The sequence below is a fragment of the Pseudomonas sp. COR18 genome, from assembly GCF_048568395.1.
GTDB classification, from domain to species: domain Bacteria; phylum Pseudomonadota; class Gammaproteobacteria; order Pseudomonadales; family Pseudomonadaceae; genus Aquipseudomonas; species Aquipseudomonas fuscovaginae_B.
On the sequence record NZ_CP183808.1, the window covers coordinates 5,663,843 to 5,676,404 of the forward strand.

The 12,562-nt window shown below is 63.4% G+C and carries 14 protein-coding genes and 1 tRNA gene; 11 read left to right on the forward strand and 4 right to left on the reverse strand.

What is annotated here, in order from left to right:
• Window positions 1–4 precede the first annotated feature (4 nt).
• From ACM62G_RS25975 to ACM62G_RS26025, 11 genes are all read left to right on the forward strand, one after another.
• Window positions 5–460, forward strand: coding sequence for a hypothetical protein (locus tag ACM62G_RS25975; RefSeq protein ID WP_419735919.1), 456 nt, complete (start codon window positions 5–7; stop codon window positions 458–460).
• Window positions 450–1,847, forward strand: a complete 1,398-nt coding sequence (locus ACM62G_RS25980) for an LLM class flavin-dependent oxidoreductase (protein ID WP_419735920.1) — start codon at window positions 450–452, stop codon at window positions 1,845–1,847. Before ACM62G_RS25975 ends, ACM62G_RS25980 begins: the two co-directional genes overlap by 11 nt.
• A 138-nt stretch (window positions 1,848–1,985) precedes the next feature.
• The gene (locus tag ACM62G_RS25985; RefSeq protein ID WP_419735921.1) at window positions 1,986–2,981 is read left to right on the forward strand and encodes an acyl-CoA synthetase; all 996 of its coding nucleotides are present in this window, start codon (window positions 1,986–1,988) and stop codon (window positions 2,979–2,981) included.
• Window positions 2,978–3,754: an ABC transporter ATP-binding protein gene (locus ACM62G_RS25990; RefSeq protein WP_419735922.1), complete on the forward strand. Its 777-nt coding sequence runs from the start codon at window positions 2,978–2,980 to the stop codon at window positions 3,752–3,754. The genes ACM62G_RS25985 and ACM62G_RS25990 overlap by 4 nt, the downstream gene beginning before the upstream one ends.
• Window positions 3,754–4,635, forward strand: coding sequence for a branched-chain amino acid ABC transporter permease (locus ACM62G_RS25995; protein WP_419735923.1), 882 nt, complete (start codon window positions 3,754–3,756; stop codon window positions 4,633–4,635). Before ACM62G_RS25990 ends, ACM62G_RS25995 begins: the two co-directional genes overlap by 1 nt.
• Before the next feature lie 3 nt (window positions 4,636–4,638).
• Window positions 4,639–5,688 carry a branched-chain amino acid ABC transporter permease gene (locus ACM62G_RS26000; RefSeq protein ID WP_419735924.1) on the forward strand — a complete coding sequence of 350 codons (1,050 nt, stop codon included), beginning with the start codon at window positions 4,639–4,641 and terminating at the stop codon, window positions 5,686–5,688.
• 36 nt (window positions 5,689–5,724) lie between these two features.
• Complete coding sequence (locus tag ACM62G_RS26005; RefSeq protein ID WP_054064315.1) at window positions 5,725–7,065, forward strand: ABC transporter substrate-binding protein; 1,341 nt, start codon at window positions 5,725–5,727, stop codon at window positions 7,063–7,065.
• 3 nt (window positions 7,066–7,068) lie between these two features.
• Entirely contained in the window at window positions 7,069–7,836 is a 768-nt protein-coding gene (locus ACM62G_RS26010) for an ABC transporter ATP-binding protein (RefSeq protein ID WP_273823076.1), read from the forward strand.
• A 14-nt stretch (window positions 7,837–7,850) separates the two neighbouring features.
• Complete coding sequence (locus ACM62G_RS26015; RefSeq protein WP_419735925.1) at window positions 7,851–9,317, forward strand: FAD/NAD(P)-binding protein; 1,467 nt, start codon at window positions 7,851–7,853, stop codon at window positions 9,315–9,317.
• 158 nt (window positions 9,318–9,475) lie between these two features.
• Window positions 9,476–9,549: transfer RNA gene (locus tag ACM62G_RS26020), tRNA-Cys, on the forward strand.
• Window positions 9,550–9,828: 279 nt separating this feature from the next.
• Entirely contained in the window at window positions 9,829–10,128 is a 300-nt protein-coding gene (locus tag ACM62G_RS26025) for a hypothetical protein (protein WP_419735926.1), read from the forward strand.
• Between the two features lie 534 nt (window positions 10,129–10,662).
• Here the strand turns inward: ACM62G_RS26025 and ACM62G_RS26030 are convergent.
• The 4 genes from ACM62G_RS26030 to ACM62G_RS26045 all read right to left on the reverse strand — a co-directional run bounded on the left by ACM62G_RS26030 (window position 10,663) and on the right by ACM62G_RS26045 (window position 12,488).
• The gene (locus tag ACM62G_RS26030) at window positions 10,663–11,127 is read right to left on the reverse strand and encodes a hypothetical protein (protein WP_419735927.1); all 465 of its coding nucleotides are present in this window, start codon (window positions 11,125–11,127) and stop codon (window positions 10,663–10,665) included.
• A 222-nt stretch (window positions 11,128–11,349) separates the two neighbouring features.
• Window positions 11,350–11,769 (reverse strand): type II toxin-antitoxin system VapC family toxin, encoded by a 420-nt coding sequence (locus ACM62G_RS26035; RefSeq protein WP_419735928.1) that lies wholly within the window; start codon window positions 11,767–11,769, stop codon window positions 11,350–11,352.
• Entirely contained in the window at window positions 11,766–11,996 is a 231-nt protein-coding gene (gene vapB, locus ACM62G_RS26040; RefSeq protein ID WP_054059308.1) for a type II toxin-antitoxin system VapB family antitoxin, read from the reverse strand. The genes ACM62G_RS26035 and vapB overlap by 4 nt, the downstream gene beginning before the upstream one ends.
• 210 nt (window positions 11,997–12,206) lie before the next feature.
• Window positions 12,207–12,488 carry a DNA/RNA non-specific endonuclease gene (locus tag ACM62G_RS26045; RefSeq protein ID WP_273822991.1) on the reverse strand — a complete coding sequence of 94 codons (282 nt, stop codon included), beginning with the start codon at window positions 12,486–12,488 and terminating at the stop codon, window positions 12,207–12,209.
• Window positions 12,489–12,562: the final 74 nt, after the last annotated feature.

A 12,562-nucleotide genomic window follows, 5' to 3' on the forward strand; every position in this document is an offset into this window, starting at 1 on the left:
CGCGATGAACGCATTGAATCAAGCCATTCCCCGTGATGCCGCGCTGAACCATGCCGGCGCTGACCTGCAGGCTGCCCGCAGCGGCCTTGAACGGACGCTTGCCGCCGTGCGCGGCCACGCCAGCCAGGCACGCGATCCGCAGGTGATCAGCCAGTTCGGTGACCTGCAGATCCGTATCGAGGTCGCCACCGCCCTGATCGAGCGTGCCCAGCGTTTCGCCGACGGCTCCCAGGACGAGGCGGAAAAGCTCATCGCCGCCACCGAAGCGGCGATCGCCAGCGCCGAGGCCCTGCAACAGGTGGGTAACACCGAGTGGGCGCTGACCGGTCAGCGTGCCGTAGTGTCACCCAGCCATGACCCGCTGCAGGACCCCCTGCACCTGAAATACAAGCTGATTGGCAACTTCCGCCTCAATGGCGTGCTGCCCGACCGTTCCAGGAGTGCTGTCGATGTCCCGTGAAATCCGTCTCAATGCCTTCGACATGAACTGCGTGGGCCACCAGTCCCCCGGTCTGTGGGCCCACCCACGGGATCGTTCCTGGCAGTACAAGGACTTGGAGTACTGGACCGACCTGGCGAAGATCCTCGAGCGCGGCAAGTTCGATGGCCTGTTCATCGCCGATGTGCTGGGCATCTACGACGTCTACAACGGTAATGGCGACGCGGCGATCCGCCAGGCGGCGCAGGTGCCGGTCAACGACCCGTTGCAACTGATCCCGCCGATGGCGCTGGTGACCGAGCACCTGGGGTTCGGCCTGACCGCTTCGCTGTCCTTCGAGCACCCGTATCCGTTCGCCCGGCGGCTGTCGACCCTCGATCACCTGACCAGGGGCCGGGCCGGCTGGAACATCGTCACCTCGTACCTGGAGAGCGGGGCGAAGAACCTCGGCCAGCGCGCCCAGACCGAACACGATGCGCGCTACGACTACGCCGAGGAGTACCTGGAGGTCTGCTACAAGCTCTGGGAAGGCAGTTGGGAAGACGGCGCGGTGCTGCGTGATCGCGAGCGCAAGGTGTTCAGCGACCCGCGCAAGATCCACGAGATCCAGCACTTCGGCAAACACTTCCAAGTGCCCGGCATTCATCTGTGCGAGCCGTCGCCACAGCGCACGCCGGTGCTGTACCAGGCCGGCGCGTCGAGCCGCGGCAAGCAGTTCGCCGCCGAGCACGCCGAATGCGTGTTCGTCGCCGCACCGTCCAAGGTGCTGCTCAAGAAGGTGGTGGCCGACATCCGCCGGCGTGCCGCCGAGGCGGGGCGCGATCCGAAGAGCATCCTGATCTTCAACCTGCAGACGGTGATCGTCGACGAGACCGACGCCAAGGCCAGGGCCAAGTTCGAGGAATACAAGTCCTACGTCAGCTACGAAGGCGCGTTGGCGCTGATTTCCGGCTGGACCGGGATCGACTTCAGCCAGTTCAAGCCGGACGAGCCGCTGCGGCATGTACACACCAATGCGATCCAGTCGGCCGTGGAGACCTTCTCCACGGCGGACCCGAACCGGGTGTGGACGCCCCACGAACTGGCCGACTGGGTGGGGATCGGCGGCTTCGGACCGCTGTTCGTCGGTGGGCCGCAGACGGTGGCCGACCTGCTGCAGGAGTGGGTCGAGGAGACCGACGTCGACGGCTTCAACCTGGCGTATGCGCTGACCCACGAGACTTTTGTCGATGCGGTCGAGTGGCTGGTGCCGGAGCTGCAGAAGCGCGGCGTGTACAAGAAGGAGTACGCGCCGGGGACCCTGCGCGAGAAGCTGTTCGGGGCGGGACCGAAGCTGGCGGATATCCATCCGGGAGCCGGGTACCGGGATCTGGCGGCGTTGCAGCAGAAGCCGGTGCGCTCGGCCTGAGGGGCGGGCGATGGCCTTGAGGACGCCTTCGCGGGGTTGCCCGCCAATAGCCCCGAAAACAACACCCACAACTTTACAGACATACCCCATTGCCGCCAGCGGACCACCGCACGCCAAACCACAGCAAGAGGTGAGCCCATGAGCGTGCACGAACTCAAGCGTCCGCCCGCGACCCTGTCGCCGCAACCGGAAACGGTCTCGATCTTCCCCGCCGCCCTCGAACAACTGCGGCACTGGGCCCAGGTCAGCCCGCTGCATAGCGCCCTGCGCCACAAGCGCCACGGCCAGTGGCACAGCTGGCGCTGGATCGACACCCTGCGTGAGGTCGAGCGCCTGGCCGACGGCCTGCGCCAGCAGGGTTTCACGGCCGATTCGCGGCTGGCCCTCAGCGGCACCCTTGAACCCAATCTGCTGCTGTTGGCCCTGGCGGCCCATTCCATTGGCGGCCGGGTCTTCAGCCTGGCCCCGGACCTGAGTGTCGAAGCCCTCGGCCGGGCATTCTGGCGCCTGCACCCGAGCCACGGCTTCGTCGACAGCCGCCAGCAACTGCTCGACTGGATCGCCGCCGGCGATGCGGACAGCGCTCCCCGGGTGCTGATCGCCAACCAGTTGCCGGGTCGCCTGCCAGGCCTGCCACGGCAAACCGTGCTGGACTTCGCCGGCCTCTGCGGCGATAGCCCGGAACCGCGACCGATCGTGCTCTGGCGCGCACCGGCCGCCCAGCCACAACTCTGGAGCGAGGAGGACAGCGGCTGGCAGGGCGGCCTGGCGGTGGTGCTCGAGCAATGGCTGAACAGCGGCCACAGCCTGGCCTTCGCCGAAAGCCGCGACAGTGCCAGCCGTGATCGTCGTGAAGTGGCCCCGTCCGGGTTGCTGCTTTCCCCCGAGCGCCTGCAAGGCCTGGCCGACGAGATCGAACAGCGTCTGGCGCCCCAGGGCACCTGGCGTCGCCGGCTGTGCGAATGGTCGCTGGCCCATCCCGAACGCTTCGTCGCGCGCCTGCTCAAGCAGCGCGTAAGGCGCCTGCTGGGGTTCCAGCGCCTGCAATACATCTGGCAGCCGAGCCACCCCGCGAAGCTGCCGGCAACCTTCAACCAATGGCGGCTCCAGGCCCCGGGACGGAAAAGCGCATGAGTGTGGCCGAGCCGATTTTGCAGGTGCGGGACATATCCCTGTCGTTCAAGGGTGTGAAAGCCATCAACCAACTGTCGTTCGACGTCCGCCGCGGCGAGATCTGCGCGTTGATCGGGCCCAACGGCGCGGGCAAGAGTTCGCTGCTCAACCTGTTGAACGGCGTCTACCGCTTCGACAGCGGTGAGATCGTCTTCGAACACCAGCGCTTTCGTCGTATCGATCCGCTGGACGCCGCGCGCCGCGGTATCGGTCGCACGTTCCAGAACAATGCGCTGTTCAAGAAGATGAGTGTGATCGACAACCTGCTCACCGGCCTGTCGCGCTACCAGCGCAGCCACTTCCTCGAACAGGCCCTGGGCCTGCCGCGGGCGCGGCGCGAGGCCGAGGCGTTTCGGCGCCAGGCCCAGCAGATCCTGCAGTTGCTTGAGCTGCAGGCCCTGCGCGAGGTGCCGGTGGGCAATCTGTCCTATGGCTTGCAAAAGCGCGTCGAGCTGGGCCGGGCGCTGATCGCCGGGCCGACCCTGTTGCTGCTGGACGAGCCCATGGCCGGGATGAACGCCGAGGAAAAACAGGAAATGGCCCGGTTCATCGCCGGGGTCAATCGCGACCTCGGTACCACCGTGGTGCTGATCGAACATGACATGGGGGTGGTGATGGGCCTGTCCGATCACGTGGTGGTGCTCGACTACGGGCGCAAGGTCGGTGACGGTACGCCGGCCGAAGTGCAGGCCAACCCGGATGTGATCGCCGCCTACCTGGGAGCGGTGCACTGATGGCCTTCTTCCTGGAAACCCTGCTCGGCGGCCTGCTCGCCGGCACCCTGTATTCGCTGGTCGCCATCGGCTTCGTGCTGATCTACAAGGCCAGCGGGGTATTCAACTTCGCCCAGGGCTCGATGCTGCTGTTCGCCGCGCTGACCTTCGTCAGCCTGCACGAGCGTGGCGTACCCTTTGCCCTGGCGCTGCTGCTGACGGTGGTGGTGATGGTGATCGGTGCGCTGCTGATCGAACGCCTGGTGTTGCGGCCGCTGGTCAACCGTTCGCAGATCACCCTGTTCATGGCCACCCTCGGCCTGTCGTTCATTGTCGAGGGCCTGGCCCAGGGGCTGATGGGCTCGCAGGTGCGGGCGCTGGACCTGGGCATCGACGACGTGCCGCTGTTCGTCCACGGGGTGATGCTCAGCCAGTTCGACCTGATCGCCGCGGCCACCGCGCTGGTGCTGGTGGTGGTGCTCGCGCTGCTGTTCAACAAGACCCGCATCGGCGTGTCGCTGCGCGCGGTGGCCGACGACACCCAGGCGGCGCTGTCCATCGGCATTCACCTCAATCGCATCTGGCAGATCGTCTGGGCGGTGGCCGGGGTGGTCGGCCTGGTGGCGGGGCTGCTCTGGGGCGCGCGCCAGGGCGTGCAGTTCTCGCTGTCGCTGGTGGTGCTCAAGGCGCTGCCGGTGCTGATCATCGGCGGCTTCACCTCGATCGGCGGGGCCATCGTCGGCGGGCTGATCGTCGGCGCCGCCGAGAATCTCGCCGAGGTCTATATCGGCCCGCTGATCGGCGGTGGCATCACCCCCTGGTTCGCCTATGTCCTGGCGCTGGTCTTCCTTTACATCCGCCCGGCCGGCCTGTTCGGCGAGCGGGCCATCGAGCGAGTCTGAAACATGTCTGTTCCCGTGATCACTGAAACGGCACCCTGGGTGCTGGTTGAACGGCGCCTGCCGTGGAGCCTGATCGGCCTTTTGCTGCTGGCCTTCGGCGTGGTGCCGCTGGTGAGCAACGACTATTGGCTCAGCGCGATCCTGATTCCGTTCCTGGTGCTGTCCCTGGCCGGCCTGGGTCTCAACCTGCTGACCGGCTACACCGGGCAGACCTCGGTGGGCGCGGCGGGCTTCATGGCGGTCGGGGCCTTCGCCACCTACGGGTTCCTGCTGCGCCTGCCGGAGCTGGGCCTGCCTGTCGCGCTGCTCGGTGGCGGGGTGATCAGTGCGCTGGTGGGGCTGCTGTTCGGCCTGCCCAGCTCGCGGATCAAGGGCTTTTACCTGATGGTCACCACCCTGGCGGCGCAGTTCTTTTTGGAGTGGCTGTTCGTCAAGTTTCCCTGGTTCTACAACTACGGCTCCTCCGGGACCATCTCCGCGCCGAGCCTGAGCCTGTTCGGCCAGGACCTGAACACGCCGCTGGGGCGCTACCTGCTGACTCTGGTCACGGTACTGCTGCTGACCTGGACCGCGCGCAACCTGGTGAACAGCCAGACCGGGCGCAACTGGATGGCGATCCGCGACATGGACACCGCCGCCGCCGTGATCGGCATCCCGGTGGCACGCTACAAGCGCCTGGCGTTCGCCGTCAGCTCGTTCTACCTCGGCATCGCCGGCGCGTTGTGGGCCTTCGCCTACCTCGGGACGGCCAGCGCCGGCAGTTTCGACATCAATCGTTCGTTCCAGATCCTGTTCATCATCATTATCGGCGGCATGGGCAGTATCGCCGGCAACTTCATCGGCGCGGCTTTCATCAGCCTGCTGCCGATCCTGCTCAGCCACCTCGGCCAGGCCCTGCTGGGCGGTGCGGTGGATGCCGGGCAATTGCAGAACCTGCAGAAAATCATCTTCGGCGTGCTGATCATCCTGTTCCTGATCAAGGAGCCGGAGGGGCTGATCCGCCTGCTGGGCAATACCCGCGACCGGCTGCGCCACTGGCCGTTGCGCTTCTGACTTCCCGACCCGACATCCCTGGAGACCGATTCGACCATGCGTGCATTGTTCAAGCGTTCACTGACCGCCACCGCCCTGGCCCTGAGCATCCTCGGTGCGGCGGCACCCCTGGCCCAGGCCTCGCCGGACCAGCAGTTCTTCCCCTTGGCCACCTACCGGGTCGGTGCCTACGCCTCCAGCGGCGTGCAGGTGTGGGCGGGGATGATCGACTACCTCAACTACATCAACGAGGTCGAGGGCGGCATCAACGGCGTCAAGCTGGTGTGGCAGGAGTGCGAGACCGAGTGGACCGCCGAGAAGGGCATCGAGTGCTACGAGCGCTTCAAGAACGGCCTGGATGGCGCGCCGGTGGCGGTCTACCAGCCGAATGGCGCGCCGGCGGCCTATGCCTTGAGCGAGCGCGCGGAAGTCGACAGGATCCCGCTGATCACACTCGGCTACGGGCGCACCGAAGCCACCGACGGCAAGGTGTTCCCCTACAACTTCCCGGTGATGCTGACCTTCTACAGCGAAGCCTCGACCCTGGTGAACTACATCGCCCAGCGCGAAGGTGGCTTCGACAAGCTCAAGGGCAAGAAGATCGCCACCGTCTACCACGACTCGGCCTACGGCCGTGAAACCCTCGGCCCGCTGAAGTTGCTGGCGGAGAAGTACGGCTTCGAGAACATCCAGATCCCGGTGGCCGATCCCGGCAACGAGCAATCGGCGCAATGGCGCCAGGTGCGCCAGCTCAACCCGGACTGGGTGTTCCTGCGCACCTGGGGCGTATCGACCCCGGTGGCGGTCAAGACCGCCGCGCGCTTCGGCTTCCCGGTCGACCATATCATCGGCGACATCTGGGCCAGCTCCAGCGAGGACGTGCTGCCGGCCGGCGCCGCGGCCAAGGGCTACCTGGCGCTGACGCCGTACCCGGCGGGGACTGACTTCGAGATCCACAAGCGCCTCAAGCAATACATCCTCGACAAGGGCAAGAGCGACCTCAAGGACCTGAGCAACTTTGGCAGCGTGTACTACAACTCCGGCCTGGTGAACGCCGCCATCGCCGTGGAGGCCATCCGCACCGGCCAGGCCAAGTTCGGCAAGCGGCCACTGCACGGGGAGGAGGGCCGTTGGGGCCTGGAACACCTGGATATCGACGATGCCCGGCTCAAGGCCATGGGCTTCTACGGCCTGATGCAGAACCTCAAGCTGTCCTGCAGCGACCACGAAGGCGGCGGCTCGGCGCGGGTGCAGCAATGGGATGGCGCGCACTGGAGCCTGGTCAGCGACTGGATCGCCGCCGACCGCGCCCTGCTGCGGCCATTGATCGACGAGAAGTCGGCGGCCTTCGCCAAGGAAAAGAACCTGACCCCGCGCACCTGCGCGGCAGGCGAGTGAGCCATGGGCCAGGCGGCGATTGAAACGGGCGTGGCGCCACTGCTGCAGGTCGAGGACATCGAGGTGATCTACGACCGCAGCATCCTCGCGGTGTCCGGTGTGTCCCTGAGTGTGCCGCGTGGCGGCATCGTTGCCTTGCTCGGTGCCAATGGCGCCGGCAAGAGCACCACCCTCAAGGCCATCTCCGGGCTGGTACGCGCCGAGCGTGCGCAGGTGACCCGCGGCAGCATCCACTTCCAGGGCCAGGACAGCCTGGCGGTGGAGCCCAACCAGCGCGTGCGTGACGGCCTGGTGCATGTGCTGGAGGGGCGCCACGTGTTCGGCCAACTGACGGTGGAAGACAACCTGCGCAGCGGCGGTTTCGTTCGCGGCCTCAGCCGCCGTGAGCTGCAGGACGACCTGGAGCGGCTGTATGCCTGGTTCCCGCGTTTGAAAACCAAGCGCAAGACCCAGGCCGGTCTGACCTCCGGTGGCGAGCAGCAGATGGTCGCCATCGGTCGGGCACTGATGACCCGGCCGACTTTAGTCTTGCTCGACGAGCCATCCATGGGCCTGGCGCCTATTATCGTGGAAGAGATCTACGAGATCGTCGCCCAGCTCAACCGCGAGCAACAGGTGAGCTTCCTGATTGCCGAACAAAACATTAACGTAGCGTTGAAATACGCCACTCGCGGCCATGTGCTCGACACTGGCCGGGTGGTGCTCAGCGGAACGTCGGACGAATTGCTGGCCCGGAGCGACCTGCAGGATTTCTACCTGGGCAGGCACTGACAAGAGAGCGAAGAATGAGTGAAGTCCTGAGCGGACAGGCGACACACGCCATCCCGCCGGCAGCGGAGCAGGCTGACGTACTGATCGTCGGCGGTGGCTTGAGCGGAACCATGCTGGCGGTGCAGTTGCTGCGCCTGCCGGGGCGGCGGCGGGTGCTGATCGTCGAACCGCGGGCCGAACTCGGCCGCGGCGAAGCATACAGCGCCACGGAACTGGGCCACACCTTGAACGGCAACGCGGCGCGCATGAGCGTCGACCCGGACAACCCCGACGACCTCACCCAGTGGCTCACGGCCTACATTGCCCAGGGCGGCTGGCCGGAGTCGGACCAGCAGCACGTGCCGGTCAGCGAACTGTTCATGCCCCGTGGCCTCTTCGGCCTCTACGTGCAGCAACGCCTGGCCGAGGCGCGGGAGCAGGGCGCGGCCCGGGGCTCGACCGCCGAGCATGTGCACGGTGAAGTGGTCGACCTGCACAGCGACAGCGACGGAGTACGCCTGATACTGGCCGATGGTCAGCCGTTGCACGGCGCCCATGCGGTATTGGCGACCGGCATGTTCCCGGCCTCGCGCACCCGCCAGAAACAATCCAGCGGCCTCAACGCCACCGCCGTCGACCCCTGGGACGTCGCCACCCTGTCGCGCCTCGACCCTCAAGGCACGGTCCTGATCATCGGCTCCGGCCTGACCATGGTCGATGCCGTGGTCTCCCTGGAACAGGCTGGCCATCGCGGGCCGATCCGCGTCTTCTCCCGCCACGGCCTGCTGCCCCATGTTCGCCGCCAGCCGCCGACCTGGGTCGACTTCCTGGCGGCTGACCACAGCCTTCGCAGCCCGTTGCAACTGCTGCGCGAAGTGCGCCGGCAGTGTATCGAGGCCATTGAGGCCGGTATCGACTGGCAGGCGCCCCTGGACACGGTGCGTGCCCATATCGGCCGGTTATGGAGCCAGGCCACCGACGTTCAGCGCCGGCAGTTCGTGCGTCATGTGCGGCCCTGGTGGGAAAGCCATCACCACCGCTCGCCGCCGCTGAGCGCCGAACTGGTGGAGCGCCTGCACAGGGAAGGGCGGTTGACCATCGAGGCGGCTTCGCTCAAGGGGTTGGGCGACGTGCGGGATGGGCAGGTGAGCATCAGCATCCGGCCACGGGGCGAGTCACAGACCGTGACCGTCAGCGGTGTAGGCCTGATCAACTCCACCGGTATCGAATACGACTGGCGCCGGGTGGATCGTCCGTTGCCGCAGCAACTGCTGGCGCGCGGGTTGATTCGTCCGGGGCCACTGGCCCTGGGGATTGCGGCGGATGCTGGTGGTGCGGTGGTGGATGGCGAAGGCGATGTTTCGACACGGCTGTTCGCCATGGGCCCGCCGTTGCGCGGCATGTGGTGGGAGAGCACGGCAGTGACCGACGTGGCGATCCAGGCCAAGGCCCTGGCCGCGCGGCTGGTGCAATTGGCGGCTCGGGAGCAGGGTGAGGGCTGATCCAGAAAAATAAAAAATATTTAGAATTCAGGGGGTTGCCAGTGTCATTCAACTAGGACATAATGCGCGCCATCAGCACGGACGGCAACGTAGCGATCGCTGAAGAATCAAGGAGTTGCGGCAGGCACCGCTTGCAAGGGCGCTCGATTCGACCCTGAGGCCGAGTAGCAAAATGGTTATGCAGTGGATTGCAAATCCATCTACGCCGGTTCGATTCCGACCTCGGCCTCCACTATATCAAAAGCCCCGTAGATTAGCGTCTACGGGGCTTTTTATTTGTGCTTGGAAAAGCTGCTCCCTAAGCATCAGCCTCATTGTAGGTGCTGCTCGAAGCTGATCGACAGGCCCTCAAGGCTGATGGAAAACGCTGACACCCATTAGCCGCTCTCCGCCGTCTGCGGGATTACAGGATGCGGGGTAATGGACGATGAAAAACGAATGGAATGATGCCTGTGGCGAAACTCCATTTGATCGTAGTAGCGTTAAGCCTTGAACTCGTCAAGGATCGATCATGCCACAGCGCCTCAACCCAATGAAAGCAGCCCTTAGCCAAGCACCCAATGACACCTACCAACAATTCCAGGACCTGAGAGACGGCCTGATCGCTGCACTGGTCGATTGGCCAGTGCACAAGTGGGATGTTGTCGATAACTACTTGCCAACAAACGCCAAGGTCTCCCAAAAATCCAGAGAGTGGCTCAATGCGCTCGTCGACGTGCTGGACGTGAACCTTCCACGCCAAAAAGCCGAAGCCACGCCTGATCGGTTGGAAGAACTTCTGCTTCTAGCTTCGATGAAATCAATTGGATAGAAAAGCTCACCGGAGGCGGCGACAGATTTATTTTCTCAGTCCTAGAAAATAAATCCGTCCCAGTTCCCCGGTCCCAGTTCCCCCACATCCCATGCCTTGGCTAATACCCTTGTTGCATTGGCAGCTCGCGGGGAAGTTGAGGGCATCGAGGATGCAGCGACCAGCCTCTATGAGGCACTGGTCGCTGGCCTAAAGGTTATCCAAGCGTCTTGTAGTAATCGGTAAGCGTTTTATGGGACTCGATCAAAAACTCTGCGGCATTTTTGCCTGCGTCAGCAGTAACGCCTTTGTTTTTGTCAGAGGTCGATTCAGACCATGTCTTCGCGTTATGCAAGCACGCTGCTACCGTGCCTTTGCGTACGTTACCGGCCTTTCATGACTGGCGCATCGACCTTGACCGGGCAGCGACTAGGCAGACTGTTGTCAGCAGATGGAGAGCTTTCAGGGGCCCGGCTTCAGTTGCTGCCACTTGCCCGTCAGTGGGACGGATACACGCCACTCGCCGGTGCCCACTGGACTGGACGCATCCAATCCTCAGGTGGTTGGATTGGAGAGGATTACTTCGAAGTCCTCAAGCGCCTGCTGAAAATCCGAAAGGGCAAATGACACCGGCTGGCAGTCCACTATCCACCGTGTTTGCGCTCCGACTTCAAGCCCATCTGAAACACTCAGCCCAAACCGTGCCCAGGTAACGACGTCATTTGCGACGACCTGCTCAACCATGAGCACCGTGCAGTCGAAATCCATGTCATCCGCGCAGACGAGAAGGGGTACCAGTGTCGAGGTGCCGTCCTCACCCGGAGCGAAGCGGCGTTTGGCCAGCTCTTGCTCCTCTTCCTCCAGTAACCAAATTAGCGACAGCCCAAGCATTGCCGCCAGTTCGTAATTCAGGTGCTGGGCGGCCCACTGTTCGATGCCAATGCCATCGACCATCAGCCAGGCGCAGGCACTGCGAGAAAATTTTGCCTGATGACGAGCGGCACTGATGGAGTGAAGCATTGGGGCAGATTCCTTTTGAAATAAGCGTCTATCAATCACTGCGCTTCAAGTGGCTGATCAGGTGCAGATTGGGATGATCGCTGACAAGGGCCTCGATAAGGCGTTGTTCAACCTCGCGAGGCGCTTGGGGTTTGACTGAGAACGGTTGGTAGAATGACATCGCTACCATGCCTATGTTTTGGGCTTGAAGATTGGGTCGAGCAGTTGACCACCCCTTGGGCCTTACGAAGTCTCTACCCAATCTTCGTAATCAAGCCCAGCAACACGACTGAATTCGCGCACGTTGTTCGTCACCAGCATGCAGCCAGAAGCGATGGCATGCCCAGCGATGGCTGTGTCATTGGGTCCGATGGGCGTACCTGACTCGGTAAGCTTGAGTTTCACCTCTATCGTCGCATCCACCGCGCTCTGATCCCAGGCCAAGACCGCATCAAGGCGTTTCACAAACTCGTCGACCAGTTGCTTATGCTTGGCCGATGCCTTTTTGCCGATCTGCCCATAGCGCATTTCTGCATACGTAATGGCGGAAATGACAATCCGATTGCCTCGTTCAACTTCGGTCGTCAGACGCTGTATGACCGACGCTGGCTGTTCCCGCATGATGAACGAGCAGATACAGGTATCGAGCATGTAGGTGGTCACAGATTGAACCTGCCTTCATCCCCGATTACAGCTGGGCGCTCTTGCAGAAAGTCAGCATCAGCCTTTGCCACTTCAGAAAAAGACGACCAGGACGGCCGCACAGGGCGCAGAGTGATGACGTCACCCTCACGAGAAATTTCAAGCTCACCCACGCCCTCGTAGGCCATGTCGGCGGGTAGGCGAACGGCCTGGTTCTTGCCATTTTTGAAAATAGAAACGGTACGCATGTCTGACGACTCCTGCATATGTTCAACCTATGCATAATTTAGTGCTTTGGTTAGGCATATGCAAGGCATAGGTTTAATTGAGGGGCCAATTCGAACGCTCAGCGAGTCGTTGCCTGATCGACGCTCAAGCAGAGCGTGTTGTTGCCAAGGCAAGGCTGGGCCAAGGTGAAGATGACCAAGCCCCATGCCCTTATTAGCAGCCGATGTCTTTCACCAACTATCCACGAACAGGTTTGAGCGCCGCCTGCTCGGTCGCCGGCAATGTCGTCCAGACTTCAACCCGGACCGCTGCTCGATCTCCTCAACGGTGACTTGGTAGCTGCAGAAGCTGGCCGCACGAGGGGTGTCCTGGTCCATGATGAAGGCCGCAAAGGTCCCCTCGGTTGGCGTGCTGGTGGTGAAGATGATCTTCCAGTAGCCGCTGGGGATGGGGTGCTGCTTGGTGGTGCTGGGAAGGGTGTCGATGTAGCGCTCGTACAGCGTGCCGGTCATGCAATGCAAACACCAAAGACGAGCCCAAGGCTGCTGGCGTAGGTGCCTTGCAAGAAAGAACAGTACGTCCTCTC

What these genes read in the sequence shown, in the direction of transcription:
- ACM62G_RS25995 (WP_419735923.1), top strand. Translation starts at nt 3,754, where the DNA reads ATGGCCTTCTTCCTGGAAACCCTGCTCGGCGGCCTGCTCGCCGGCACC.
- ACM62G_RS25985 (WP_419735921.1), top strand. Translation starts at nt 1,986, where the DNA reads ATGAGCGTGCACGAACTCAAGCGTCCGCCCGCGACCCTGTCGCCGCAA.
- ACM62G_RS25990 (WP_419735922.1), top strand. Translation starts at nt 2,978, where the DNA reads ATGAGTGTGGCCGAGCCGATTTTGCAGGTGCGGGACATATCCCTGTCG.
- ACM62G_RS26015 (WP_419735925.1), top strand. Translation starts at nt 7,851, where the DNA reads ATGAGTGAAGTCCTGAGCGGACAGGCGACACACGCCATCCCGCCGGCA.
- ACM62G_RS26010 (WP_273823076.1), top strand. Translation starts at nt 7,069, where the DNA reads ATGGGCCAGGCGGCGATTGAAACGGGCGTGGCGCCACTGCTGCAGGTC.
- ACM62G_RS25980 (WP_419735920.1), top strand. Translation starts at nt 450, where the DNA reads ATGTCCCGTGAAATCCGTCTCAATGCCTTCGACATGAACTGCGTGGGC.
- vapB (WP_054059308.1), bottom strand. Translation starts at nt 11,996, where the DNA reads ATGCGTACCGTTTCTATTTTCAAAAATGGCAAGAACCAGGCCGTTCGC.
- ACM62G_RS26030 (WP_419735927.1), bottom strand. Translation starts at nt 11,127, where the DNA reads ATGCTTCACTCCATCAGTGCCGCTCGTCATCAGGCAAAATTTTCTCGC.
- ACM62G_RS26025 (WP_419735926.1), top strand. Translation starts at nt 9,829, where the DNA reads ATGCCACAGCGCCTCAACCCAATGAAAGCAGCCCTTAGCCAAGCACCC.
- ACM62G_RS25975 (WP_419735919.1), top strand. Translation starts at nt 5, where the DNA reads ATGAACGCATTGAATCAAGCCATTCCCCGTGATGCCGCGCTGAACCAT.
- ACM62G_RS26045 (WP_273822991.1), bottom strand. Translation starts at nt 12,488, where the DNA reads ATGACCGGCACGCTGTACGAGCGCTACATCGACACCCTTCCCAGCACC.
- ACM62G_RS26005 (WP_054064315.1), top strand. Translation starts at nt 5,725, where the DNA reads ATGCGTGCATTGTTCAAGCGTTCACTGACCGCCACCGCCCTGGCCCTG.
- ACM62G_RS26000 (WP_419735924.1), top strand. Translation starts at nt 4,639, where the DNA reads ATGTCTGTTCCCGTGATCACTGAAACGGCACCCTGGGTGCTGGTTGAA.